General features: G+C 46.6%; 29 protein-coding genes. 1 reads left to right on the top strand and 28 read right to left on the bottom strand.

Features of this window, described 5'->3' with window-relative positions; all coding sequences use genetic code 11:
* Positions 1–2 precede the first annotated feature (2 nt).
* Positions 3–1,424 (bottom strand): FAD-dependent oxidoreductase, encoded by a 1,422-nt coding sequence (locus COT43_01205; GenBank protein PIS30725.1) that lies wholly within the window; start codon positions 1,422–1,424, stop codon positions 3–5.
* A gap of 122 nt (positions 1,425–1,546) precedes the next feature.
* On the opposite strand from COT43_01205, the gene COT43_01210 reads away from it, so the two are divergent.
* On the top strand, positions 1,547–2,341 hold the full coding sequence (locus tag COT43_01210) for a hypothetical protein (protein ID PIS30726.1): 795 nt from the start codon (positions 1,547–1,549) through the stop codon (positions 2,339–2,341).
* A gap of 213 nt (positions 2,342–2,554) precedes the next feature.
* Here COT43_01210 and COT43_01215 read toward each other — a convergent pair whose 3' ends face one another.
* From COT43_01215 to COT43_01345, 27 genes are all read right to left on the bottom strand, one after another.
* Positions 2,555–3,295 (bottom strand): hypothetical protein, encoded by a 741-nt coding sequence (locus COT43_01215; protein PIS30727.1) that lies wholly within the window; start codon positions 3,293–3,295, stop codon positions 2,555–2,557.
* Between the two features lie 94 nt (positions 3,296–3,389).
* Entirely contained in the window at positions 3,390–4,268 is an 879-nt protein-coding gene (locus tag COT43_01220) for a modification methylase (protein PIS30728.1), read from the bottom strand.
* Between the two features lie 31 nt (positions 4,269–4,299).
* The gene (locus COT43_01225; GenBank protein PIS30729.1) at positions 4,300–5,127 is read right to left on the bottom strand and encodes a hypothetical protein; all 828 of its coding nucleotides are present in this window, start codon (positions 5,125–5,127) and stop codon (positions 4,300–4,302) included.
* Positions 5,090–5,545: a four helix bundle protein gene (locus tag COT43_01230; protein ID PIS30755.1), complete on the bottom strand. Its 456-nt coding sequence runs from the start codon at positions 5,543–5,545 to the stop codon at positions 5,090–5,092. The genes COT43_01225 and COT43_01230 overlap by 38 nt, the downstream gene beginning before the upstream one ends.
* Positions 5,542–6,054, bottom strand: a complete 513-nt coding sequence (locus COT43_01235) for a ferredoxin (protein PIS30730.1) — start codon at positions 6,052–6,054, stop codon at positions 5,542–5,544. The genes COT43_01230 and COT43_01235 overlap by 4 nt, the downstream gene beginning before the upstream one ends.
* Entirely contained in the window at positions 6,047–6,433 is a 387-nt protein-coding gene (locus COT43_01240; GenBank protein ID PIS30731.1) for a GxxExxY protein, read from the bottom strand. Before COT43_01240 ends, COT43_01235 begins: the two co-directional genes overlap by 8 nt.
* A gap of 4 nt (positions 6,434–6,437) precedes the next feature.
* Positions 6,438–8,666 carry an aldehyde oxidase gene (locus COT43_01245; protein PIS30732.1) on the bottom strand — a complete coding sequence of 743 codons (2,229 nt, stop codon included), beginning with the start codon at positions 8,664–8,666 and terminating at the stop codon, positions 6,438–6,440.
* Between the two features lie 170 nt (positions 8,667–8,836).
* A complete protein-coding gene (locus COT43_01250) occupies positions 8,837–9,613 on the bottom strand; it encodes a hypothetical protein (protein PIS30733.1) in 777 nt (258 codons plus the stop codon).
* Positions 9,610–10,224: a hypothetical protein gene (locus COT43_01255; GenBank protein ID PIS30734.1), complete on the bottom strand. Its 615-nt coding sequence runs from the start codon at positions 10,222–10,224 to the stop codon at positions 9,610–9,612. Before COT43_01255 ends, COT43_01250 begins: the two co-directional genes overlap by 4 nt.
* A gap of 19 nt (positions 10,225–10,243) precedes the next feature.
* Positions 10,244–11,455 (bottom strand): threonine synthase, encoded by a 1,212-nt coding sequence (thrC, locus tag COT43_01260; GenBank protein ID PIS30735.1) that lies wholly within the window; start codon positions 11,453–11,455, stop codon positions 10,244–10,246.
* Positions 11,456–11,737: 282 nt separating this feature from the next.
* Positions 11,738–12,076: an ATPase gene (locus COT43_01265; GenBank protein PIS30736.1), complete on the bottom strand. Its 339-nt coding sequence runs from the start codon at positions 12,074–12,076 to the stop codon at positions 11,738–11,740.
* A gap of 144 nt (positions 12,077–12,220) precedes the next feature.
* Positions 12,221–13,093: a (4Fe-4S)-binding protein gene (locus tag COT43_01270; protein ID PIS30737.1), complete on the bottom strand. Its 873-nt coding sequence runs from the start codon at positions 13,091–13,093 to the stop codon at positions 12,221–12,223.
* Positions 13,094–13,206: 113 nt separating this feature from the next.
* On the bottom strand, positions 13,207–14,166 hold the full coding sequence (locus COT43_01275; GenBank protein PIS30738.1) for a radical SAM protein: 960 nt from the start codon (positions 14,164–14,166) through the stop codon (positions 13,207–13,209).
* Positions 14,166–15,017, bottom strand: a complete 852-nt coding sequence (locus COT43_01280; protein PIS30739.1) for a (4Fe-4S)-binding protein — start codon at positions 15,015–15,017, stop codon at positions 14,166–14,168. The genes COT43_01275 and COT43_01280 overlap by 1 nt, the downstream gene beginning before the upstream one ends.
* Positions 15,017–15,895, bottom strand: a complete 879-nt coding sequence (locus COT43_01285; protein ID PIS30740.1) for a hypothetical protein — start codon at positions 15,893–15,895, stop codon at positions 15,017–15,019. The genes COT43_01280 and COT43_01285 overlap by 1 nt, the downstream gene beginning before the upstream one ends.
* The gene (tsaA, locus tag COT43_01290) at positions 15,892–16,404 is read right to left on the bottom strand and encodes a tRNA (N6-threonylcarbamoyladenosine(37)-N6)-methyltransferase TrmO (GenBank protein ID PIS30741.1); all 513 of its coding nucleotides are present in this window, start codon (positions 16,402–16,404) and stop codon (positions 15,892–15,894) included. Before tsaA ends, COT43_01285 begins: the two co-directional genes overlap by 4 nt.
* Entirely contained in the window at positions 16,388–16,744 is a 357-nt protein-coding gene (locus COT43_01295; protein ID PIS30742.1) for a dinitrogenase iron-molybdenum cofactor biosynthesis protein, read from the bottom strand. Before COT43_01295 ends, tsaA begins: the two co-directional genes overlap by 17 nt.
* Positions 16,745–16,808: 64 nt before the next feature.
* Complete coding sequence (locus tag COT43_01300; GenBank protein ID PIS30743.1) at positions 16,809–17,534, bottom strand: peroxiredoxin; 726 nt, start codon at positions 17,532–17,534, stop codon at positions 16,809–16,811.
* Positions 17,535–17,623: 89 nt separating this feature from the next.
* Positions 17,624–17,980, bottom strand: a complete 357-nt coding sequence (locus COT43_01305; GenBank protein ID PIS30744.1) for a hypothetical protein — start codon at positions 17,978–17,980, stop codon at positions 17,624–17,626.
* A gap of 32 nt (positions 17,981–18,012) precedes the next feature.
* Positions 18,013–18,621 carry a hypothetical protein gene (locus COT43_01310; GenBank protein ID PIS30745.1) on the bottom strand — a complete coding sequence of 203 codons (609 nt, stop codon included), beginning with the start codon at positions 18,619–18,621 and terminating at the stop codon, positions 18,013–18,015.
* A gap of 187 nt (positions 18,622–18,808) precedes the next feature.
* A complete protein-coding gene (locus COT43_01315; GenBank protein PIS30746.1) occupies positions 18,809–20,170 on the bottom strand; it encodes a Fis family transcriptional regulator in 1,362 nt (453 codons plus the stop codon).
* A 177-nt stretch (positions 20,171–20,347) separates the two neighbouring features.
* Entirely contained in the window at positions 20,348–21,370 is a 1,023-nt protein-coding gene (locus tag COT43_01320) for an ornithine carbamoyltransferase (protein ID PIS30747.1), read from the bottom strand.
* Between the two features lie 10 nt (positions 21,371–21,380).
* Complete coding sequence (locus tag COT43_01325; protein PIS30748.1) at positions 21,381–21,806, bottom strand: GxxExxY protein; 426 nt, start codon at positions 21,804–21,806, stop codon at positions 21,381–21,383.
* Between the two features lie 34 nt (positions 21,807–21,840).
* Positions 21,841–23,037, bottom strand: a complete 1,197-nt coding sequence (locus COT43_01330) for a YgeY family selenium metabolism-linked hydrolase (protein ID PIS30756.1) — start codon at positions 23,035–23,037, stop codon at positions 21,841–21,843.
* Positions 23,038–23,083: 46 nt separating this feature from the next.
* Positions 23,084–23,332 (bottom strand): hypothetical protein, encoded by a 249-nt coding sequence (locus COT43_01335; GenBank protein PIS30749.1) that lies wholly within the window; start codon positions 23,330–23,332, stop codon positions 23,084–23,086.
* An 11-nt stretch (positions 23,333–23,343) separates the two neighbouring features.
* Positions 23,344–23,793, bottom strand: a complete 450-nt coding sequence (locus tag COT43_01340) for a hypothetical protein (protein PIS30750.1) — start codon at positions 23,791–23,793, stop codon at positions 23,344–23,346.
* A gap of 6 nt (positions 23,794–23,799) precedes the next feature.
* On the bottom strand, positions 23,800–24,669 hold the full coding sequence (locus COT43_01345) for a hypothetical protein (GenBank protein PIS30751.1): 870 nt from the start codon (positions 24,667–24,669) through the stop codon (positions 23,800–23,802).
* Between the last annotated feature and the right edge of the window lie 194 nt (positions 24,670–24,863).

A 24,863-nucleotide genomic window follows, 5' to 3' on the forward strand; every position in this document is an offset into this window, starting at 1 on the left:
TTTTAAAGTTTTCCGAGATTTTTCATCACGCCTTCTGCGGCGAACATACCGGTCACGGCGGAATAGACGATTCCTCGACTGTGTCCGCTTGCGTCGCCTGCAACGAAAAAGTTTCTGATGGAGGTTTCCATAAATGGCGTAACATTGTATTTCGTGTCGTAAAATTTGATTTCCGGCGCATAAAGCAACGTGTTGTTCGAGACTAATCCAGAAATAATGGCATTTAGAACATTCAAACCTTCCATCAGATTTGTGGCGATTCGCTGAGGGAATGCCATGGCGATGTCTCCGGGCGTCGCATCCTTTAACGTTGGAACAATTGACGAACGTGAGATTCGATCCCATGTCGAACGTCTTCCCGATAGAAAGTCGGTTAGCCGCTGAATAATCGGCTTGCCACCGCCGATTGTAGTCGCTAAGCGGGCAATATCGCGTCCGTATTTGGTGGTGTCTTCGACGGGATCAGTTAAAACAACGCGCGACAATAAGGCAAAGTTAGTATTGTCGGTTTTAGAATCCCGCCGCGCGTGACCGTTTACCAGAACGAAGTCGTCAAAATGTTCGCTGACAATATAGCCGTTGGGATTCGTGCAAAATGTTCGGACGAGATCGTCGTATGATTTGCTATAAAGCCTGAACTTGGCGTCGTACATGATTTGCCCGATTTCGTGATAGATCACGGCGGGAAATTCGACGCGAATGCCGACGTCGATCGGCCCGTAGATGGTTTGAATATTCAGATGCTTAGCCTGTTCTCTCAACCAGTAAGCGCCGGCGCGCCCGGGAGCGGCGATGACCGCGTCGGCGTTCAGTTTTTCATTCCCGCAGACAAGTTCAAAATGGTCATCTTTAAGTCGGATTTCATCGACTTTTAAATTTTTCCTGAACTGAATTCCACGTTCGACGAGTCGTCTGTAAAAACGTTCGATGACGATGTGAAGTCTGTCCGTCCCGATGTGGCGTTGCCGGGCAAAGATGAATTCCACTCCGACGGCGCTTGCCTGACGAAGCAGTTTATGATATTCGCCTCCGTCTTCGCCGGAATAACCGTCTTCGACGCCGCTTTCTGTAAAAATATTATCAATCTGAAGGATCAATTTTTCAACTTCAGCGGGTGTTCGTCCGAAGCTGCCCGGCTCGCCGCCAATGCGATGCGTCAGGTTTAATTTCCCATCGGAAAATGTTCCGGCACCGCCGATTCCATAGTTCATATCGGTGCGTAGAGACGGCTCTTCGCCGCGATCGATTACCAAAACGGACAATCCGCTTCCAATCAGACGCTCCGCCGCGAATAACCCGGCAGATCCCGCTCCGATCAGAATTACATCGAAATAGTTTTGACTTTTATTCAAAGCAATCTTCCTTTTAAAAACGCGCTTCAATTTTAATGGTTTTCCGTTAAAAACCATAGGAAGAATTTTCAATGTGATGGTAATCTCATACTCTTCTTGAAAAATGGTTTGTGATAATACACACAGATTCCGATTTTGGAAGATGGTAATATTACGGTAGGGATTTTGCTAATTGAAAACAAAAGGAGTAAAAAGTGAAAACAAAACTTATTTTTCTTATTGGCATCATATTGTTGATTTTAATGAAATGCGATAGTACTTTTGACGAAACGAAGACAGGCTCACTGATCATTCAGGCTTTCGACGCTCCATTCAAAGGAAACGTCGAGCATATTTACCTCAATATCAATTCAGTCAGTATTCACGAGGCAGAAGCCGACGATTCGACTTCAGGCTGGACGATGGTTAGCGATAAAGACACTGTCATCGATTTTCTGACTCTGGTAAACGGTGAAATGTCAAATCTGGTGGAATCAGAACTTGAAGAAGGACACTATTCCCAAATCCGGCTAATGCTGGGCGATAGTTCGTTGATTGTGGTGGACGGCATTTCTTATGAACTTAGAGTTCCGAGTGGTTCCCAATCCGGAGTAAAACTGAATATAAATTTTGACATAGATGCGGATGAAATCACGGAACTTTATCTGGATTTCGATGCGGAAAGATCCATTAATAAACATCCCACACAGGATCGGTACTCTCTTCAGCCAACTTTTCGGGTAATCAAGAAAGTCCTTTCGGGTACGATTTCCGGAAAAGTGGCGAAGTCTGATCAAACAGCTCTTGCCAGTGCTTCGGTTTATGCCGTTTCTGGTTCCGACTCAATCACAACATTGACAAATTCTGATGGTTATTATCAGTTAGTTGTTCTTGCGGGAACTTATGATATTTCCGCCGCGGCTGACGGATTTACGGCTGACACTTTGTATCAGTCTGTAGTCATAGAAGCCGAAGAGAATCTCACCCATCAAAATTTCATCATGAATTAATAATTTCGATACGGCGGACGGTTTCCTCCAAAAACTGTCCGCCGTATATACTACTTTGTGACACTCAGTTTTCGATTCAAATTAATCCGGTTTAATTTTACAGGCTTTTATATGAAAATCTAATGTAAGAATTAATGAATTGGATACGTGAGAATATATAGAAAAACTGGAAGAGTTTTTCGTTAGGGGACGATTGTAGAGATATGGGAATTTTTACAATTTTGCCTGAAAGACGATAAAATACCCGTTTAATGGATGTTTCAAAGAAAAGACATTTAGCTGGTTATAGTCATCTCCGAATACGCATTTCATCCGGTTTACTTCCATTTCACGTGAATTATCATCAAAGAAAGGAGTTATCAGATTCAGGGAATTATCAGCGATTTGTGGATAGCGTCGAGAATTGAGAATATTGCCTTCATTTTTAACTTCTGTCATGATTCTGAAACGTAATTTTACTGAAGATTTATCGACAGACCGTACTTTGCTGAAATTATCCTGTTCAGAAAAAATACTGATTAATTGCTTGATCGCGAAAGACGATAGTTTAACCTCCTTTTCTTTCAAGCGTTCTTCTAATACCTGAAGAAATGATTTTTGGATGAGCTCTTCTGGCGGTATAGTTTCAAAAAAGTGGCCATGTACCAAAACGACCTTTAGATAAGGAACAGCGCTTCTTTTTATTCCGCGAATCAAGTAAAATACATCTCGTATCGGTAAGGAATCTATATCATCGCCAGCGTTTTCCATCTGAATTTTGATAGTACTGTTTTGATGTCGTATTAGTGAAGAAATTGGTTTTTGCCCTGTTGGAATCGTTGAATTGAAAGAAGAAACGCTAAATGATTTACCGTCTTTTAGTTCAATTAATTCGCCGCCGGTGTATAAATCGTTTTGTGGAGAGATTTTAAGAGCAAAATCAGGGAAAATACCATCATTGGCGCAAGAGAACATATCTCGTTCGTAAGGAAAATCCTGTAACTTTTGTGCGTCTAAAAATGTGACCTGTTTTGATGAATTGATTTGAAGAAATGGTAGATCGAATACATTAGTTTTCGAAGAGTCCTAATACCTTTTGGGCTTTAGGCACTAAATTACCGGAATCGTTTGCCCAGATACTACTGATGTTTTCGGAATATTTATAATCACTATAGTACTTCTGGATCGAATCGGATTCATGAATGACGGCAAGTCGATCCCGGATACAAGCGACATTTTGGGGATCTATTTCAATGCCTAAAGAATCCCGTTGGAGCTGATGTGCCACTATCAAAGATGTGCCCGTGCCAGCGAATGGATCAAAAATGAAGTCGCCTACATTTGTTGAAGAGAGTATAATTCTTAAGAGCAATGCGATTGGCGTTTGTTGTTTATGAAATCTCTCTCCAGTCGATAGTCGGATTGCTTCATTTCCAGCGAAATAACCGGATGTCAATTCCCGAATGTCATCCCACACGTCGGTAATAAATACTCCGTTTTCTCTAGGTAGTTTATACTCTAATGGAAGTTCGGGATCGATTCTCAAGCGGTGGAAAGTCTTTGCGCGCTCGCCTTTTGTGGCATAAGCAATAATTTGGTAGTGCTTCCCGAATTTCGTCGTGACAGGAACCGCAGAAGTTTTTTTCTTCCAAATTATCACATTCTGCAATGTCCACCCAGTTTTCCGAAGGGATTGTAGTACAAACTCAATGTTTTTCTCTCTCTGCATAAAATAGATTGTGCCGCCCGTAGCGGTAATCTCGAAAACTGATCGACATACGGTTTGCATCATTTCCCAATAGGATTCATCAATCATATTGTCCTGGTGAAACGCGTATTCCTTGTTTTGATTAAATGGCGGGTCCAAAAAAGTCAGATCGACATGGCGTCTTATTTCACCTGCTGAAAAAACATCCAAACAATTTTTATTGATAATATCGTAAGACATCTTTTTTAATTTAATTGAAAGAACCTGCTTATCAAACCAATATTTTTGCGGTTCTTAACAGAAATTCTTCCGTCAGAGCCCGGCACAGATAGCGCCGGTATTCCGCGGTCGAGCGTTGATCGGTAATCGGTCTGACCCTGCGCTCGATGCAATCGAGGATTTCAGCGGATTTTCCTTCACGATATAATTGCTCGGCTTCGTAAGCCCGGATAATCGTCGGTCCGACCGAGGCGTATGTCAGGCGGATTTCGTTGTTATCCGGCAGGTACAGACCGAGGAAAGCGACCTTCGAGAGTGAGAGCGCCTTGCGCGGCCCGATCTTGCGATATGAATATTTATAGTTCCACGGAATGTTCAGCCGGATTTCTGTGAGCAGTTCGTCCGAGCGGAGAATTGTCTTCTTCGGCCCGGTGATGAAGTCGCGAACCGGAATCTTCCGGATACCTTGCGCTGATTCGAGCGTGAGTTCGGCATCCAGCGCGTAAAAGATCGGAAGTGTGTCGCCCGCCGGAGAAGCATTAACGATATTCCCGCCGAAAGTCGCCATGTTGCGGATTGACGGCGAAGCAATCTGAGTCACTGCATCGGTCAGCGGCGGAAAAATACTTTTCGCCTGCTCGAGATAGGCGGCGTAGGTCAGACCGGCTCCGATTGTCAACTTTCCTTCGCTGAAATTTATTTGACTAAGTTCCGAAAGATGATTGATCTGAATGAATACCTGCACTCGTTTGACATTTGTGCGGGCTTGCACAAGTAAATCAGTGCCCCCGGCGATTGGTTGTGCCACGGTTTGGCTCATCAGATCGAGCACTTCCGATTTTTTAGATGGACGGTAATATTTGAGTTTTTCGTACCACATGTTTATTTAAAAGTGACGGGTGATGAGTGACGGGTAATTTATGCATATCAATTACGTAAAAATATTCTATTTCTTTTTTCAATGAATTTATTAGTCCTATCAGCATCTGTCGGATTGTGGCTACTTTTTCATCCAAAGCAGATATATTTTTGATTAACTTTAGATTATTTGCAATAATTAATAACGTTTCTAATTCGCCTAACGATCCTAACGAAATAAATAAAAACTGAATGCATTCTTTTTTAGAACTTCGTCCAGCGCCTTCGGCAATGTTGGCTGGAATGGATATTACGGGTCTGCGGATTTGTGAAGTAATCCCGCAGGTTTCTTCTTTGGAAAAATCCCGTGTTAAAGAATAAACCTCCGAACCGAGTTCCATACTTTTCTTCCAAACCTTCAGGTCTTTATGGGATTTTATTGCCATGTACTCACCCTGTCACTTGTCACTTTCTCCACCGCTTCAACGATCTTCTTATATCCGGTACACCGGCAGAGATTTCCCGAGAGTGCTTCTTTAATTTCAGCGACAGTCGGATGCGGATTGTGTTTCAGCAGGGCGTAAGCCGATACGACGAATCCCGGTGTGCAGAACCCGCATTGCACCGCGCCGGTTTCTTCGAAGGATTTGAAAAGTTCATTAGCATTGATGCCTTCGATTGTGGTCACTTCCCGACCGTCACATTGGCCGAGCAGAACCAGACAGGAATTCACCGGTTTGCCATCGAGCAGAACCATACACGCGCCGCATTCGCCTTCTCCGCAACCTTCCTTCGTGCCGGTCAGCTTTAATTCACTGCGCAAATAATCGAGCAGACGCGTTGAGGGAGAGGCTTTTGAGACCCGAGCTATACCATTTACAATAATATTCACCACAGAGGACACGGAGGGCACAGAGGTATTTTTATTTATTTTCTTTACTTTAGTCATTAATAATTCGGTGAACCCCATCGATTAATTTTACTACGTTGAAATTTATCAATAATCCTAAGATTCGATTAGAAAGTTTAAGATAAGACAATAATTGGGCTGTATGAATTGGGAGAAGATTTTCGATGGCTTTTAATTCAACCGCAATTTCACCCTCAACTAATAAATCTATCCGATAACCACAGTCTAATTTTACATCTTTATAGACCACCGGCAGATCTTTCTGAGATTCCACTTTCAAACCTAATTGCTTTAATTCATACACAAGACATGCTTCATCGGTGGATTCCAGCAAACCCGGACCCAGTGCACGATAAACATCAGTAGCCTTACCTATTATTTTCTCCGTAATCTTATTTAATTCCTCTCGTGATTTCATCTATCTATCTAATATTTTCTCTGTGCTCTCTGTGTACTCTATGGTAAATCATTTCCGGGGTCAAGGGAATCTCATGGAATTCGACGCCCAGCGCATTCTCGACCGCGCCGAGATATGCCGCCGGAATGCCGACTAACGGTTGTTCGCCGACGCCCTTCGCGCCGTACGGCCCGCGCGAGTAATTTTCTTCCAGAATAATGGATTCGATTTCCGGCGCATCTAATGTTGTCGGAATGATGTAATCCGTCAGGCTTGCTTGATTCAATCTGCCGTTTGTTGCCGTCATAACTTCCAGCGAGGCGTAACCGAGTCCCTGCAAAGAGCCGCCTTCGATCTGGCCTTCAACCAGAACCGGATTGATTGCCTTGCCGATGTCGTGCGCCGCCGTGATTTTTCCAACCGTCACTTCAAAAGTCAGCGGGTCAACAGTAACTTCCACTACTGACGCCGCCCAGGAGTAAATTGGGTAAGCGTCGCCGACAAATTTATCATCATCCCAGACGACGTCGTCCGGCACGCGATAAACACGCGTCGCGGTGAAAATACCATTCGTTGCCAGTTTCGCTTTTTCGGCAAAATCCTTTTTGGCGGGCGTCGCTCCGACCTGCTCCATCAGATCGGTACAACATTGAAAAACCAATCCGCCGACGATCATGGTCGTGCGCGAAGCGACCGTCGGCCCGGAATTTGGCACAATGGCTGTATTCGGAATTGCCACCGTGATTCTTTCGATGGGAAGAGCCAGCGCGTCGGCGGTAATCTGACGCATGACGGTATTCATGCCTTGTCCCATTTCAACAGTGGCGATACGGATCAATAATCCGGTTTCATTTGAATAATCGACAGAGGCGGTTGCCTTGATAATTTCTTCGCCTTTGCCCGTAAAACCGCATCCGTGGAAAAACGCAGAGATACCGATGCCTTTTAAAAGTTGACCATTTCGCGGCTGATTGCGGTATTGATTATATTTTTCAACGAAATTCGTACGCTCGGCGACAACATTCAATGCTTTTTCCAAGCCAATGGATTCTGCTAATAATTGGCCGGTCGCCGTACGGTCACCGAGGCGCAAAATATTAATTTTCCGCAGAGAATAAGGGTCGAGATCCAGGCGATAAGCGGCGTGATTCATCTGAGCTTCGATGGCGAAGAACGCCTGCGGAGCGCCGAATCCGCGAAACGCGCCCGACGGCAACAGATTTGTCGCTACGGCTTTCGACGCTAAACGGATATGATCGCATTTGTAAACTCCCGGCGAGCCCAGCGCGCCGCGCGCCAAAACTACCTGTGAGAGCGTACTGTGCGCCCCGCCATTCAATATGAAATCGATGTCCATGGCGATAATGCGACTGTTCTTATCGAAAGCGATCCGGCGAATACTTTGCGACGGATGGCGTTTGGTTGTCACGGAAATGTCCTCGCTTCGATCATAGACGATTTTGACCGGTTTGCCAGATTTCAGCGCCAGAAGCGCCGCGTGACCGGAAATCAGCGATGGATATTCCTCCTTGCCGCCGAATGCTCCACCGGTGGTCGCCTGTTCAACGACTATATCTTCCGGGTCGAGATTTAGCACTGGTGCCAGACCTTTTTGCACGTAAAACGGGCATTGCATTGAACCGACGATCCTGATGCCATTCTTGAAAGGATAAGCAATCACGCCCTGCGTTTCTAAATAGATATGCTCCTGATAGCCGGTGCGGAAGGTTTCCTCCAGCACGAATTTGCTTTTTGCGAAAGCTTTATCCGGGTCGCCCTTGACGTAGCCGTAACTCTTGAAAATGTTGTCACTGCCGTAAATCGGCGGAAAATTCCCGGACAGCGCGTTTTCCATCGTTGAAATCGCCGGCAAATCTTCGTATTCAATTTGAAATTGTGAAGCGATCGCGCGCAGTTCATCCTCATTTTTTCCGGCTAACAGCGCAATCGGTTCGCCGATGTAATTGACGACATCTTTCGCCAAAAAGGGTTGATCTTCGTTGAACAGGGCGACGTAATTTTCACCGGGAATGTCTTCAGCCTTGATATAAATGACGTCGGGCGGCAATTCCGGAGCGACAATCCGCAGAATCTTCGCCCGCTGACGGTTCGAGCGGATCGTTACACCAAAGAGCATATCCGGAAAATCCAGATCATTGGTATATTTTGCTGCGCCACGCATTTTATCGGCGGCATCAAACCGCACAATCGGCTGGCCGACATATTTTAGATCCATTTTCTGTTGATCGGACATCGGTTACAAAGATAATCGTTTCTGGTGAATAATGGTAGAGAGAATTTTTAATTGAAAATTGGTGGCTGGAGATTGCTAATTTCAAAATTCAAATTGCAAATATTTCATTTCAAATTGGAAGAAAATACAAGTTTAGTTTTCTCCGCGACCGCTGCAGTCTCCGCGGTTATCTAGGATTTCTTCCTCAATGAATCGGTTTCGGTTTTATTGATTACGCCTATCATTTCGCCCAGGATGGCTACCGCGATTTCAGCCGGTGTCTGCGCTCCGATATTCAGGCCAATCGGCGAGTAAAATTGCTCCGGAATGGCAATCTTTTCCTCAGTCAATCGCGCGCGGGTTTCTTTAACTTTATGCAGTGAACCGATCAGGCCGATATATTCGAATGACTTTCCGCAAGTCAGCAATTGGCGCAGAACAGTGTAATCGAACTGATGATTGTAGGTCATAATCGCCGCAAAGAGATTCGACCCGGGAAAAGTTACCATCGGCAATTTTTCCAAATCGCACTGAATGAAGTCGATGGGCGCGAATTGCGGTTTGAGTTCCGATCGATTATCGTAAACCGTCACCCGAAAACCAATCTGCGGCGCCATTTTATAAAGCGCCTGCCCGCAATGGCCGCCGCCAAAAATTAACAGCGTGCGCACCGCCGGAAAATAGTCGTAAAAGAGCGTTGAACTGCCGCCGCAGGGCATACCAAGAGAATCGAGATCGTATCGTTTCAATTCCGACTTATGCGATTGGAAAATCAAGCCGGCATGGCGGATCGCCTCTGCCTCCAGACTACCGCCGCCGACCGTGCCGAATGTTTTACCGTTTGGTAGAACCAGCATCTTGAAAGAAACCTTGCCCGGCGCCGCGCCGGAATTTTCGATGACGGTAATCAAAACGCAAGCCTGTCCAGAAGCAGTTATTTCCGTGATTTTATTAAACAGGGTGTTCACTTTGTTCTCGCTTTCATTTTGGCAATTCGTTCTGCGGTGGATTGAAGTATTCCATAATCATTGGGCGTGTCCAGATCCAGCAGAATTTCTTCGTCATAAACCGTTACAAACCGCCTTTTGAATTGATTAATGATCGTTTTAGGAGTTATGGAAGAATCGTTTTCGTCTGCCGCCAGAATTGCCGTCCGGACTTTTTCGCTGGCGAGGATCGGATGTCCGGCACTACGATGGAACGATGGCTGGACAATGTCGGCTTTTTCTGCGGCGATTAATTTTTGGTAAACTTTAGCCGGAATCTGTGGCTGGTCGCCGAGTGCAATGAAAAAACGTAGCGTTTGAATCTGCGCGGCGCCGACTTTCACCGAAGAAAACATGCCTTTGGCGTACTGTTTATTTTCGACGAAAACCACGCGTTCGTCCCAGCGTTTCAGATTGACAATATCCTGCGCCCGAAAGCCCACCACGACGATAACCCGCTCCGACACTTCCAGCGCGGTGTCAATGACTGTTTCGACTATCGTGGATTGCCCGAAAGGCAACAACGGTTTGAAGGCGCCCATGCGGGTGGAAAGCCCGGCGGCGAGGACGACTGTATCAAACTTATTAACCACGAATGGACACGAATTTACACTAATACTTTTTCATACTATTGATTATTGCTTCAAGATTTGGCTCAATTGTCGGTGGAATAGCGATCTTATTTTCTATTGCATTCATATCTTTAAAACCAACGCCGGTTAAAAGGATAACGATTTTCTGCAAGGGATCGAGGTTACTTTTATCTTTCAGAAATCCCGCCCAGGCCGCGGCGGCGGCCGGTTCGACGAAAACGCCCGCATCCTGGCAGAGTTGCAACTGAGCGGCGGTAATTTCGGCATCGCTGACTTCCGTAGCCCAGCCGCTACAGGCTTGCATGAATTTGATGGCCATCCGACCATTAGCCGGCGAAGCGACTGAAATGGAATCAGCCGCGGTTGTCGCCTTGTCAATGGTCAGCATCCTTCCGGATTGATAAGCTTTCGCGATGGCATTTGAGCCGCTAGCCTGTACGCTAACGATTTGCGGGATTTTCGCAATCAGTCCGGCGACTTTCAGATCGGCAAAACCCTTATAAACTCCGGCATAAATCACGCCGTCGCCAACCGGCACGAAGACGATGTCCGGCGCGCTCCGGCCAAGTTGATTGAACATTTCGATCGAAACGGTTTTTTTACCCTCGATGGTCAGCGGATTGAAAGCCGTGTTGCGGTTGATACCGCCGAATTGCTTTGTGTACTCGATAGACAGTCTGAAGGCGTCGTCGTAAGTGCCGCGAATCGGAATGACTGTTGCTCCGTAAAGCACCGACTGCAGAAGTTTGGCCTTCGGCGCAGTCGCCGGAACGAAAAGGATGACATTCAGGCCGAGCGCCGCACCTGCACAGGCCATCGCCGAACCGGCATTGCCAGTCGAGGCCAGGACAACGGTTTTCTCGTTATGGTATAAAGCCTGTGCGGCAACCAATTGCGAAGCGCGGTCTTTCAGCGAGCCGGACGGATTGGCGCCGTCATTTTTCAGGAAAAGATTCGGTAAGCCATATTGCTGGCGCAATTTTTCCGGCGCAACGAGCGGCGTATTGCCCACCGGATAGGCGGCGGCCTCCGGCAATTGATAAACGAGAAAATCGGCCGGAGTAACCGCCGGTTTATTTTTCAGCGACGCCAAATATTCCGGATCGAGAAGGGTTTCCAGCACACCTTTTTGAAATTCGCCGGGAATCTGTTCGCATCGTGGACAAAGATAACGGATTTGGTCGGCCGGATATTCAGCCCCGCAATCGCTACAGCGATATTTAAAATTCACAACGCACCTCAAACTTGTAATAAAGTCAGGGCAATTTTACGAAAAACTTGTCACAAAGTCAGGGCAATTTTTCACCATAGATAACAAGAGGATACAGAAAATCAGTTTATTTTCGTTTATCTATCACAAGAGAGATATTTGAACGATTAAAGAGAGAATTTCACGTGATGAGAATTCGGATTCTCCCCGCCTGAACGATGCCAGTCAGGCTGGAGTGCTCTTCGTGGTGAATTATTCAGGCGAAATAAACGCCCGGCATTGATGTTTACTCTGAACCTATTTTTAATGATCGCAGGCGTTATCAGCGATCTGAAGCGTACCTTTGAGGTAGTCGTCAACCAGTTTTTCAGGGGTTTCCGCGGAAGCGCCAATGATCACCTGAATATTGTTTTCGGCAAAAAGCGCCAATGCACGTTGACCCATGCCGCCGGCGATAATCAGGTTCGCACCGCGCTCCGCCAGCCATCTGGGTAAAAGTCCCGGTTCATGTGGTGGGGAGTTGAGATCATCACGTTTGATGATTTTCTTTTCAGTATCGTTGATATCGATTAAGACGAAGCACTCGCAATGACCAAAGTGCATGGACAGTCGTCCGCCGACTAAAGGGATGGCGATTCTCATGAATTGGTTTCCTTTTTAACTAAGTTAATTTTTAGCATTTTCACTTATACAAAATACTACAAAGAACCGGATAATTTACCGCATAATTTCGTACCACCGCCGATAAAACTGTTAAATTGACAGATTCCATGCTTTTTTATTCTTTTACAAATTGAGTTGTTTCCAAATTTCTTTAATATCCTGTGCGCTGTCCGCTTCGGTTTCCACGACTGCCAGCGCCTGCATTTGAGCGTCTGTCACGCCCTGATCATACCGGATGCGTCCGATGACCCGCGCGCCGTTTTGCCGTGCTTTTTTTTCTATGCGTTCTGTCATTTTTGGATTGAGATCCCATTTATTGACGCAAACATGTGTCGGAATACCGAAATGCCGCGTCAGCGATATTACGCGCTCCAAATCGTGTTCGCCGGAAATAGTTGGCTCAGTCACAACCAGCACGATCATTGCACCGGTTATGGAGGCGATCACCGGACAACCGATTCCCGGTGGGCCGTCCACGATAATCAGTGAGCGCTTTTGTTCTTCGGCGATGAGGCGTGCTTGCTGGCGCACTACCGTTACTAATTTACCGGAATTTTCAGCCGCGATTCCCAGTTTGGCATGAACCATCGGACCGACGCGCGTTTCCGAGATAAACCATTTGCCGCAGACACGTTCCGGAAAGTCGATGGCTTTCACCGGGCAGGACCGGACGCAGACGCCGCACCCTTCGCAGGCAGTTGGATCAACGAAGAATTTCACTTTGCCTGAAGGTTCATGATTCATTAGTATCGCGTCGAATCTGCAATACGCTAAACAGGCACCGCAAGCGATACAGTCTGATTGACGAATGACAGCTTCGTGGCCGCCCTTAAATTCATGGCTCTGCTTGATTTCCGGCGAAAGCACTAAATGCATATCCGCCGCATCAACATCGCAGTCAGCGATGACCGATCGATCAGCTAAAACGGCGAATGATGCAGTCAGGCTGGTTTTACCGGTTCCGCCTTTGCCACTGATAATAACCAATTCTTTCATGAATCAACGTTCCTCTTTCAGATCACAATAACCTTGTCTCATTTGGTTTGGATGGTGCCTGTGCCAGGTGTTATTCGTCGTCTTCTCCTTGTAGATTACTGGTTTTTCGTATCTCATTTTGTCGCGAACTTTCTCAGATAGAATGTGTGTCCTTGGTAATTCGTTGCCGCAAGATTGTCTTGAGCAACCAGTCGATCGACGATTTCCCAAGACGCACCTGCTCGGGAAAGAAACGCGCTAACCGCATCTTCTCTCATTGGATGAACAGCAGTTATACTTAACAAATCTTTTTCAATATTTCCGGTGAAGGCAAAGGCGTTTCCTTCGTAGCCAATCAGATATTCTACTCGATCGAATCTATCGGTAAAAACCTGAAACATCCGGTTGAGAGTTTCTTCATCCGGTTTTTGTACCGGCTTCTCCGCTGGCGGGCGAATAGGAATACTTATATAAGCCTGAGCCGGTTGGATTTTATTGACAAAATCAGCCACTTCCTTCAGGCACTCGTCATTGTCGTTTATTCCTTTGACAAGCATTGTTTCGGTCGCCAATTTGCCGGTAAAATATTTTGCAAATGTCGATATTCCGTCCAAAATCATGGGTAATTGGAGGGTTTTATGGGGTCGATTGATCTTGTGCCATGTCTTTTCCCGGACGGAATCAATTTTCACCGAAACCCAATCGGCTTTGCTGAGTTCTTCTCTCACATCTTCCCGCCAAATCAGCGAGCTGTTGGTAATCACGCCGACGGGAACGTTCAGCATCTTTAACAAGGTAATTGCTTTGCCCAGATTAATATCCATCGTAGGCTCGCCATCCGGTACGAAGGTGAGATAATCGACTCGTTCGGCAGTCTCTTTTGCCTTTGCTAACCGACTTTGCACGTCATGGAAAATGTCTTCAGGTTCGTAAAAAAATCGGCGTTCGCTTTGCATATGTGAGGTTCGCCCTACCTGACAGTAAACGCAGGAATAGGTGCATACTTTGGCGGGAATATTGTTGATTCCCAAACTTTTCCCCAGTCGCCGCGACGGAACGGGTCCGTAAGAATATTTGTATTCTTGAACGGTCATTATTTAAAATTCCCTGTATTTTTCAAACTTGTTATTTTTTTGATCAAATTTAGAAAGAGGTTGCGATATTCGGGTAGAGCCTTTACAATCAGTTCGCCCCGGGAATAGGCTTCGGCAATCCGCCGATCATTAGGAATCTCTATGAGGATCGGAATATTTTCTGCGCTACAGTATAAATTCACACGGTCGTCTCCAATTCCGGCGCGATTGATTATGACACCAAACGGAATTTTCATTTTCCGCACCGTTTCGACGGCAAGTTTCAGATCGTACAATCCAAAAGGCGTCGGTTCTGTAACGAGCGCCACAAAATCCGCCCCTCTGATTGTGTTGATTACCGGGCAGGATGTTCCCGGCGGAGCGTCCAGAATGGCTGGAATTTTTCTGTTTAAACGGGCTTTGATCGCGCGGATCAACGGCGGAACCAGCGCTCCCCCAATATCAAACTGGCCGTGAATCAAAGTTATTTTATCCGCCTGAAATGTCTCGATAATTCCGATCCGGTTATCGACTTCGCGGATGGCTTTTTGCGGGCAGATTTGCGCACAACCACCGCAACCATGACACAGGTCTGGGAATATAAGAGGTTTAGCGCCAAGCGTTACAATGGCGTGAAATTCGCAAATCCGACTGCATTCATCGCATCCATCGCAGAGATTTTCATTGACTTGTGGAATTAAAATTGTGGCAATTTCTTGCTTAAGCGGGCTACCTTTTAAAAATAATTGGTCATTTGGCTCTTCGACATCGCAATCCAAAAGTTGAATCTCACGGTCAAAGGCGCTCGCAAGATTCACGGCAACGGTTGTCTTGCCGGTTCCGCCTTTACCGGATGCGATGGCGAGAATCATCAGAAAGACCTCTCTTTTATACTTTCGGTGTTGGATTTCATCAGAACCTGTGTCCCGACTGGTAATCCGATATGATTCGCAATTACCGGACATTTCACTTTGAAGAGAAAATAGATATTGCGCGGTTCATCGCTGAGTGTTTCGTAATTGCCCTGACCTTTGGCAATGATCAAGTCTGCATCCTCAAATCGCCGGATAAATTCCCGACTGCAATCAGCCAATATCGTGCCCGGCGCATCCGAGCCGTTGTCGATAATCTTGACGATTTTATCAAGCCCGACGGTTTGCGCATCAATAATTGTAGCATCGTTGATAATCGGCGCGCCGCGAACAACCAGCGTTACCCGTTTTTCTAAAATCTGCTCAATGAGCAAGCGGTCAAAAGCGATTTCGCCGGCATTATCTGCCAAATAAAGAATATTCTTGGCGCCGAAAATAGCCGCCCGAAATTTTTCCCAATCGCCGGCGAGTGGCTCTTGCAATGCCTGATGAACAGCGCGCATTATGTCATTTTCTGTCAGATGACCATTGACGCCAAGGTCGATAATGTTTCCGGCGATGGCGAGACGAGTAGCCATAGCTAACGAATCTTCCGCCGATTCAACCTCGGCTTTCAATCTGGGAAATAAATCCAAAGCCAAACGGTTATGTTTTTCCTTTTCCGTCTGATATGGGTCGCGCTGTCCGGTGATTTCACGCAGACGACGATGAAAAAATTGTCCCATAACGGGCGGAGAAATGCTCATGTTCATATCGCTGGTTTTTTTCAACACTTCCCGGAGTATTTGTTCCTGAATCACCGGGTCTTCTGTAACTCGGCGCGCCGCGTCGAGAGCCTGAGTAACGAAGCAGGGAACGCAGTCAAGGTACGTTTTTATAATTCAATCATCCTGCGTTTGCCTTTCTTTTTAGCTGATTTCTCGTCTACGTCATCCTGCCAGCCATCCCGGAGCGTTTCGATCCGATCGAACCTTTTTATATAAGGCTTAATATCGATCAGCGGCGTGCCATCCAGAATATCTCCGCCGTTTATGTACAAAATGTTGCCTTTGCGCCGGACAAGTTCGACAATGCTCAATCCTATAGCATTCGGCCGGTTGGGCGCTCGTGTCGCAAACAGGCCGCGTTCAACATCCTGAAGAAACGGTTTTACCAGAAGTTTTGCCGGTTGTGCCCGATGAAAATGATAGATCAGATAAATGTGCGAAAACCCATCCAAATCACGAAGTCCCTCGGCAAATTCTGGAAATACTTCAACTTGCGCCGAACACTCTTTTGCATAAACTGGTTGAATTGGCGTCTGATCTTCAGCAGTGTTCTCGCTGTGAATGATTCCAATCGGTTTGAATAAAATTTCAGATTCGCTCAAATTAATGTCCTTCGACATCATCACTTTTTAATTCGGGAAGTTTACCGGTGCGATATTGTGCAAGAGCCTCGGCTATCGTCAAATTCTCCGCTGTAAAAATTTTAATCCCGGCGGCAGAAAGTACGCTGAAAGCCTTTGGCCCGCAATTTCCGGACACCAGTGCCTGCACTCCCAAGCGCGCAATGGCTTCCGCCGATTGGACGCCAGCGCCCTGTACCGTATTCTGGCTCTGCAGATTATCAAACAATTTGTAAGATTCGTTGTCCAAATCATAGACGAGAAATAGCGGCGCTCGACCAAACCGGTTGTCTAAAAGAGAACTCAAATCATTTCCTGATGTTGTAAAAGCAATTTTCATAAACTTTCCCCTTCTTCTCCCGATTGGGATTAAAAGCGGGTTAACATTTACGATCGTAAAGTTACTAGATTTTTACCTGTTTTACGATGGCTTTCATCACCTTTTCTTTGTCGATTTCTTTAAGGCAGAAGAACCAATCGAGACATTTGATTCCTTCCTTGCCTTCCATGCGCTCTTTGGCAACGCCGCAAGAACCGGCTGTCGGAACAATGACGTCATCACCCGGGCGCCAATCCGCCGGAGTCGCTATTGAAAATGCATCCGCAGTCTGCAATGCTGTGACAACACGAAGCAACTCATCAAAATTACGTCCCAAGCTGAGCGGATAGTAAATAATCGTACGGATAATGCCTTTGGGATCGATCACGAAGACGGCGCGTACCGCTTTTGTTGGACTTTCGCCCGGCATCATCATTCCGTATTTTTTGGCAACTTCCATGGTGATATCTTCGATCAAAGGAAATTTAACCTCGACATTCTTCATGCCTTTGTATTCGATTTTTTCCTTGATGGTGCGAAGCCAGGCAATGTGGCTGTATAAACCGTCCACAGAAAGCCCAACTAATTTGCAATTCAGTTTGGCAAATTGATCTTCCATCGAAGCAAAAGTCATGAATTCTGAGGTACAAACTGGTGTAAAATCAGCCGGATGGCTAAACAGGATTACCCAGCTTCCCAAATACTGATCCGGGAAGTTGATCTCACCCTGCGTGGTAACGGCCTTGAAAGCAGGGGCCATGTCGCCGATGCGTGGCATTGACACATTCTGATTTTCTTTGTTTATTTCCATACATTTTCTCCTTTTTTATTGGTTAGAGTCGCCTAAGCCGCGCCGGTTTCAAAACCGGCACGGCTTAGTTAACAAGTGATGGTACTTGATCAGGTTTCTTTTCCCTTTTCAATCGTCGCAAGTCGTTTTTTCACTTCATCGAGTTCCGATTTTAGAAAATCAGATTGGTTGATTAGGGCTTGTTTTTCCGTCTCCGGATCAGGGTTCTGGTACGGCGAGGGGTATCCGTAAGGCACGTTATATCCGCTAAACCTTTGCCAGCCCGGTAACCCGTTGCCATAAAACCCGTGCCGGAATCCACGTCCCCAGCCGCCACGGCCCATTCCGAAACCGCGTCCTGGCACTGGATTTGCGTATCCCGGTGCTCCGTTTCCCGCGCAGAATCCGGCCGCGCGTCCGGTCATTGGGCCCATTCCCATCGGACCCGTTCGATCTCCTCTTGGCATAGTTATGATCTCCTTTCTTATAGATTAACTATTTATTGTCTTGTCATTGCCGAACCGCAGTTCGGGCATTTTTGTTCAAAGCAGGGAATACCGCGCCGATGCGGTTCTCTTCGTCCGCATACCGGACAGACGCAATAGTCACTTGGGTCGGCGGCCTCAAGGACGCTCACGCGCCCGAACCCTTGACCCCTTCTGCCCTGACCACGATTAGCGCCTTGTCCTGTTCTGCCCGGTCTTCTTCCTTTTACTGGAAAAATTTCGTTATAAGTACCATACATTTGCCCAAACTGATAGCGCCTTCGCCCGTAACAACCCGGCATGGCGAAAACATTCCAATCGGAACGTTTGGTAAGCCAAGCCTGGATGATTTCGTCGAGATCACCTGCTACAAACGGAATAACATAGATTCCGTGAGCAATGATGGTTTCATGTAAAGGTCGGGAGATTGCTCCGCAAACCAGCACCTCAATGCCCAATTCTTTTAATCGAGCGGCTTTCATGGCTGGAGTTAAATCGATAGGTATAAATTCCTGTTCTAATGAAATGACGCGTCCACTTTCGGTCTCAGCGATGTGAATTTGTCCCGCAGTGTCGAAGACTGGCGCTATCCGATTGTTCCAGATTGTAAAGGCTACTTTCATATTTCACAGTTCCAATTCATAATTTCAACAATATTTAAAGCATTTATCATGCCAGAACAAAATATCCCTACTTTTCATCGCACAACTATCTGAAATATAGCAAGTTAAAAAACTGCTTCTTTTAAATCACTGCGATTATATAGTAGCCTTGGCGCTACTCTGTCACCCTGCGATGGTTGCAGATATGTTATGATTTACGATGGGAGCGGCCGTCTTTTTCCGGCAATGAAATCCCGAGTTTTTTCATGCGGCGGAATAAGGTGGTCTTGTGAATGCCAAGTTCTTTCGCCGCCGCCGCCCGATTGAAATTATTGCGTTCGAGAGCGGACTGAATAGACTGGGAGTCGAGCAAATTGTGGGCAGAGCGGATCGTAGACAAACTTGAGTTTTTTGTGTAATGTGCCGTCAGTTCTTCGGGCAGGTGAGTCAGCAGAATATAGCCCTCATTACAAAGAATGAACGAGCGTTCGATTACATTTTCCAGTTCACGGACATTGCCCGGCCAGTCATGCGCCATTAGTAACGAGAGCGCTTCGGAGGAGATGCCTTTGATTGATTTCTGCCAGAGTTGGTTGAAGCGCCGGATAAATTGCCCAGTAATCAGCGGAATATCTTCTTTCCGGTGGCGGAGCGGCGGCAGGTCGACGCGCACAACGTTTACGCGATAGTAAAGATCGTCGCGGAATGTGCCAGCCTTCATCATTTCTGTCAAATCCTTGTTAGTAGCAACAATAATCCGCGCGTCGGCGGTTTCAGAGCGGGTCGAACCGAGTGGCTCATAGATGTGATCCTGAAGTACCCGTAGAAGTTTGACTTGCAACGCCGGGCTGATTTCACCGATTTCGTCGAGAAACAGTGTTCCGCCTTTGGCTAATGCAAAGCGTCCCGGTTTGTCTTTGTTAGCTCCGGTAAACGCACCCTTTTTATAACCAAACAGTTCTGATTCCAGTAATTCGTCGGGTAATGCGCCGCAATTGACCGCGATGAATGGCCCTTTACGGCGCGGACTCAAATGATGAACCGTCCTTGCGATCAATTCCTTGCCGGTTCCGGTTTCGCCGATTATCAAGACCGTGCTCGGGCTGGCGGCAATTGCCGGAAGCACTTCAAATATTTTTTGCATCAAGGGACTACGACTGACAATATCGCCAAAAGTCATTTTGGCATGTAGTTCCTGGCGTAAAGTTTCGATTTCGCTCAAATCCCGAAAAGTCTCAGCCCCGCCGATGATGTAACCTTCTCCATCTTTCAGTACGGCGGTCGATATACTGATGGGTATGCGGGAGCCGTCCGCCTTAATAATGTAGGCGGATTTGCCAATGATCGGCTTGCCGGTTTTTAATGTTTTCTGTAGGGCGCAGTCGGTTCCACAGAGGCTGGAGCGAAATACTTCCGAACAGCGTTGGCCAATCGCCTCTTCTCGCGTAACCCCGGTGATTTCTTCCGCCGCTCGATTAAAAGACGAAATGCGCCAATTGGAATCTACCGTAAAGACGCCATCGGAGATGCTTTCCAGAATATTTTCGATCATTTCAGGTTTCAGCGACATTTCATTCCAAAGTTAACTAATTTTCACCACAGAGAGTATTTTGCCGCGGATTAGCGCGGATAAATCAATAATATTTATAGACTCTTTGCTAATATATGGTGTAGAGTTTTTCGTTTTTTTTGTGTTATTGATATAAAGAGATTTTTCTCTGTGTACTCTGTGGTGAGTTTAAAAACATTACGGTCTTCCGCCCATCGTCAGCGCCATGACGGCTTTCGCGGTATGCAGACGGTTTTCGGCTTCGTCGTAAATGATCGCCGCTGGTCCGTCAATGACTTCATCGGCGACTTCTTTGCCGCGATCGGCGGGCAGGGCGTGCATGTATTTGACTTCTGGTGCGGCGAGTTTCATCCGGCGGGCGTCGCAAATCCAATCGGTATGTTTTTCGAGATTGGTCTTCATCTCTTTGCGACACTCTTCTTCATTTTGGTTGTACTCGTCGAATTCATAGTTGCCGAATCCGCCCCAGTTTTTCGGGATGACAATCTGAGCGCTACGGAATCCCTCATCCATGTTGTCGGTGAATGACAGTTTGCCGCCATTCAGCCGGGTGTTTTCCTGCGCCTGGGCGACATATTCCTTTTTTAATGGAAATTCTTTCGGCGCGGCGACCGTCACGTCCATACCGAAACGCGGAAAGAGCAGAATTTGCGAAAGCGGTACGGAGAGCGGTTTAGCGTGACTGGTGGCGTACGCCCAGGAAATCGTGACTTTCAAGCCATGCAAATTTTGCCCGAAATATTCCTGCATCGTCATCAAATCGGCGATTACCTGCATGGGGTGAAAAATATCATCCTGCAACGAGAGAATCGGCACGGACGAGAATTGCGCCAATTCACGTAGATATTTGTTGCCGATGCCGTAGAAGCAATTGCGGCAGGCGATGCCGTGTCCCATGCGCGAAAGCACCATGGCAGTATCCTTAGCCGATTCGCCGTGTGAAAGTTGCATTTTGTCGGGTGTCAAGTCATGGGCATGGCCGCCGAGTTGAGTCATGCCGGCTTCCATCGAATTGCGCGTGCGCGTGGATTGCTCAAAAAACATCATGAAAAGCGTCTTGTCCTGCAATAGCCGATGCGGCTCACCGAGCGCGAATTTGCGCTTGAGGTCAGCGGCAACCCCGAGCACCATATTGATTTCGTTTTTTGTCCATTCATTAAAAGTGATGAGGTGTTTCCCTCGTAAAAGAGTCTCGTTCATATCAAACCTTTCATGTTAACCGCGGAGGACGCTGAGAACGCAGAGTTTCTCCTTGATAATTGTTGACAATTCTTTTTATTCCATTTTTAAGTATGCTTGAATTGAAGTTAATCAACAACCCTACTTGTAGTTTTGAGATTTTTAAGTAATTCAGTAGTTGCGCCTGATCGATATTGGTCAGTTCGTTGACGGCTTTACACTCAACCACCAATTGGTCGTCGATAAAAAAGTCGCAACGAAAACCTTTTTCTATCACTATGTCAGCATATTTAACGGACAGATATTTTTCCTTTTCAAATTTCATTCCGGCTTCCTGCATTTCACAAGCCAGGGCGGCCTGATAAACCGATTCCAAAAACCCGGGGCCAAGATTGCGGTGAACCTTAATCGCTAAACCGATTACTGTTTCCGTCAGTTGGTTTATATCTTCAAACATAAAATTGCTCCGTGCCCTCTGCGTCCTCGGCGGTTTATTTCCCGCGGCTCAGATTTGCGACCAGTCCGGCGTAGAAAGCCGCGGCTTGCCAGAGGTGCTCGACCGGCGTCCATTCGTTCGGGGCGTGGGCTTGCTCCTCGAATCCCGGCCCGAAGCCGATGCACGGTATACCATGCACGCCGCGAATCGTCACACCATTGGTCGAGAAAGTCCACTTGTCGACAACCGGCTCCTTTGCGAACAGGTTGCGGTAGTTTTCAATTCCAGCCTGAACGAGAGGGTGGTCGGTTTCCAGTTTCCAGGTTGGGAAATATTTTTCCATTGGATAGACTTTTCCGGTGAATGCCTTTTCCCGGTAAACCGGCAATTCGACTTTGGCGTCAATTTTCAGTTTTTCAATGATAGCACGAATTTCCGCTAACGCTGATTCCTTCGTCTCGCCCCAGGTCAGGCGGCGGTCGAGATAGATCGAACAATAATCTGGCACGGCACATAATGACGGACTGATAGATTTTATCTGGCTTAGCACGACGGTGCCTTTGCCGAGAAATTCATCGAATGCCAGACGTTCGTTGAGCAGTTCAATTTCTTTTATCAGCGGTGCGATTTTGTAAACGGCGTTGTCGCCGCGTTCCGGCGCGGAGCCGTGCGCGGAAAGTCCGACGACGGAGATTTCGATTTCCATGCGTCCGCGCTGACCGCGATAAATCCGACAGCCGGTTGGTTCGGTGCTGACGGCGAAGTCGGGGCGGAGGTGGTCTTCATTGACAATATAATTCCAGCACAAGCCGTCGCAATCTTCTTCCATGACCGAACCGACGAAATAGACAGTGCAATCTCTGGCGAGGTCGAATTCCATAATAATGCGTGCCGCCGCCAGCATAGACGCCATGCCGCCTTTCTGGTCAGCTACGCCGCGCCCCCAGACCTTGCCGTCTTTCACATGACCATCGAACGGATCGAACTGCCACAGACTACGGTTGCCGACATCCACGGTGTCTATGTGAGCGTCGAAAGCGATTTTGACTGGACCATTGCCGAGGCGCCCGATGATGTTGCCGATGCCGTCGATGATTATTTCATCGAAGCCGATGTCTTCCATTTCCTTTTTTATTCGGCTAATTACATTTCCCTCTTGGCCACTCAGTGAGGGAATCGAGGCAAGTTCAGCCAGGAAATTGGCTGTAGAATGATCTAAGCCTTTAGCAAGCCTTATGATTTTTGTTTTCATTTTGCCAGATTCCTTATTTAATCCTTTCTGCAAGGCGCAATGCTCCTCAATATTTTTTCCCGATGGCAAATTCCGCTCCCAGGGTCATGTATTGGTTAACGTAATTGAAATCGATCTCTTGTTCTAAAAAAGCATTCGATCCGCCGAATTGGGCGAAAAACTTTAGATTTTCCCTGCCAATTTTGAAGGTGATTGACGGTTCATAAAACCAATAGCCCTTGCTGTTAGGTCTATTCTTGCCATTATAGTGAAAATCCGCAAACGAGACGTATGAGTTGCGCCACGAGTATGCCATTTCCACGATCCTTAGAGAGTAATGCCAAGATCCGATTGAATGAAAAAGCGCCGATATTTACCCTGATTAATAGAAGAACCAATCTCAAAATCATACGATTTAGTCATTCCCACGCCATAGCCGCTGAAGATTTCAAATACGAACAGCTTTTCATAAGGAAAGAATAATCCAGTTCCGATTTCTCCGTACCAATGCCTGTAACAATCTGACTGGGCATCTTCGCTACGCTTGAAATACCCGCCATTTGCCATAAGAGCAAGGTGTTTTGAAAATGAATGGGCGGTCAATAATTCGAAGCCAATGCCGGGGGTGGGACAGAAAGTCAAATGGGTTTCATTGGAGCTATTCAACAATGGGACGTTGCGGGTGTCGGGCGTGTAAATCGGATTACAAGAGAAGAAGACTAATACAATACAGAATAGAACCAATTTATTCATTTTGGGAATGGTTGAATCTCCCATAAGGTTTTATCTAAGATTTTTCCTAAAGAACAGCAGGTGATATTCAAGAGCATTCGTCCAGTAGCCCCAGCTATGGGTGCCGGGTCGTTCGATATAATCATGCGGAATCTTCAGATCTAATAGTTTTTTATGCAGTAAAACATTGGTTTGAAATAGAAAATCATCCACGCCGCAGTCGATTAAAATCGCCTTGTTGCGCCCGACCAACCGATCAGCTAAAAATAAGGCGGAGTTACTTTCCCATCTTTGCCGATTGGTTTCATAATTGCCCAGAAGATCGGCCAGCCCGGCCCGGCGATTGCCATCGGACATCGACATAGCGCCACTCAGGCATCCGGCGCCGGCAAAGCGTTCCGGATATTTCGCCAGCAGGGTAAATGCGCCATGCCCACCCATGCTTAAACCGCACAGAAAACGTCCGGTGGAATCGGCGACCGTGCGGTAGTTATTATCAATGAATGCGACGACCTCTTTGGCAATGTAAGTTTCGTATTGCGAGTCCTTTTTCAGGGGACTGTCCACATACCAACCGGCATAGCCGCCGTCAGGACAGACGATGATGAAACCATATTTATCAGCCAGCGGTTTTAGATCCATTTTAGTTGGCCAGTCGCGATAGGAACCGCTCCTGCCGTGCAGAAGATAAACAACCGGAAAACGATCATTCGATTTTTGATACTGGTGTGGTAAAACCACGACCGCCTTGGGTAATTTACTCATCGCTTGACTGGCGATAACGACCGTGTCGATTTCTCCAGCAAGAAGTCCGGAGTGAGTGTAAAATGCCAAGATGGCGACGATGGAAAATTTGATTATTCGGTGAAAGTTACGTCTCAAATCAACTCCTTTATAAACCGGCTGAAATATACAAAAGATTTCTGTCTTCTACAAACAGTTTTATCTATCGATCTTTCTACAGATGTTTGAATTAATTTTACCTAAAAAAAGTCGGATGATTGAACGAATTTGTCGTCATGATTCCAGCAAAAACTGGTAATGATTCCAGATTGATTGAATAAGAGAGAATGCGATTCCCGAATCAGAAGAGTCAGAAATTTTTGGGAATTCGG

The organism is Candidatus Marinimicrobia bacterium CG08_land_8_20_14_0_20_45_22, assembly GCA_002774355.1.
Taxonomy (GTDB): domain Bacteria; phylum Fidelibacterota; class UBA2242; order UBA2242; family UBA2242; genus 0-14-0-20-45-22.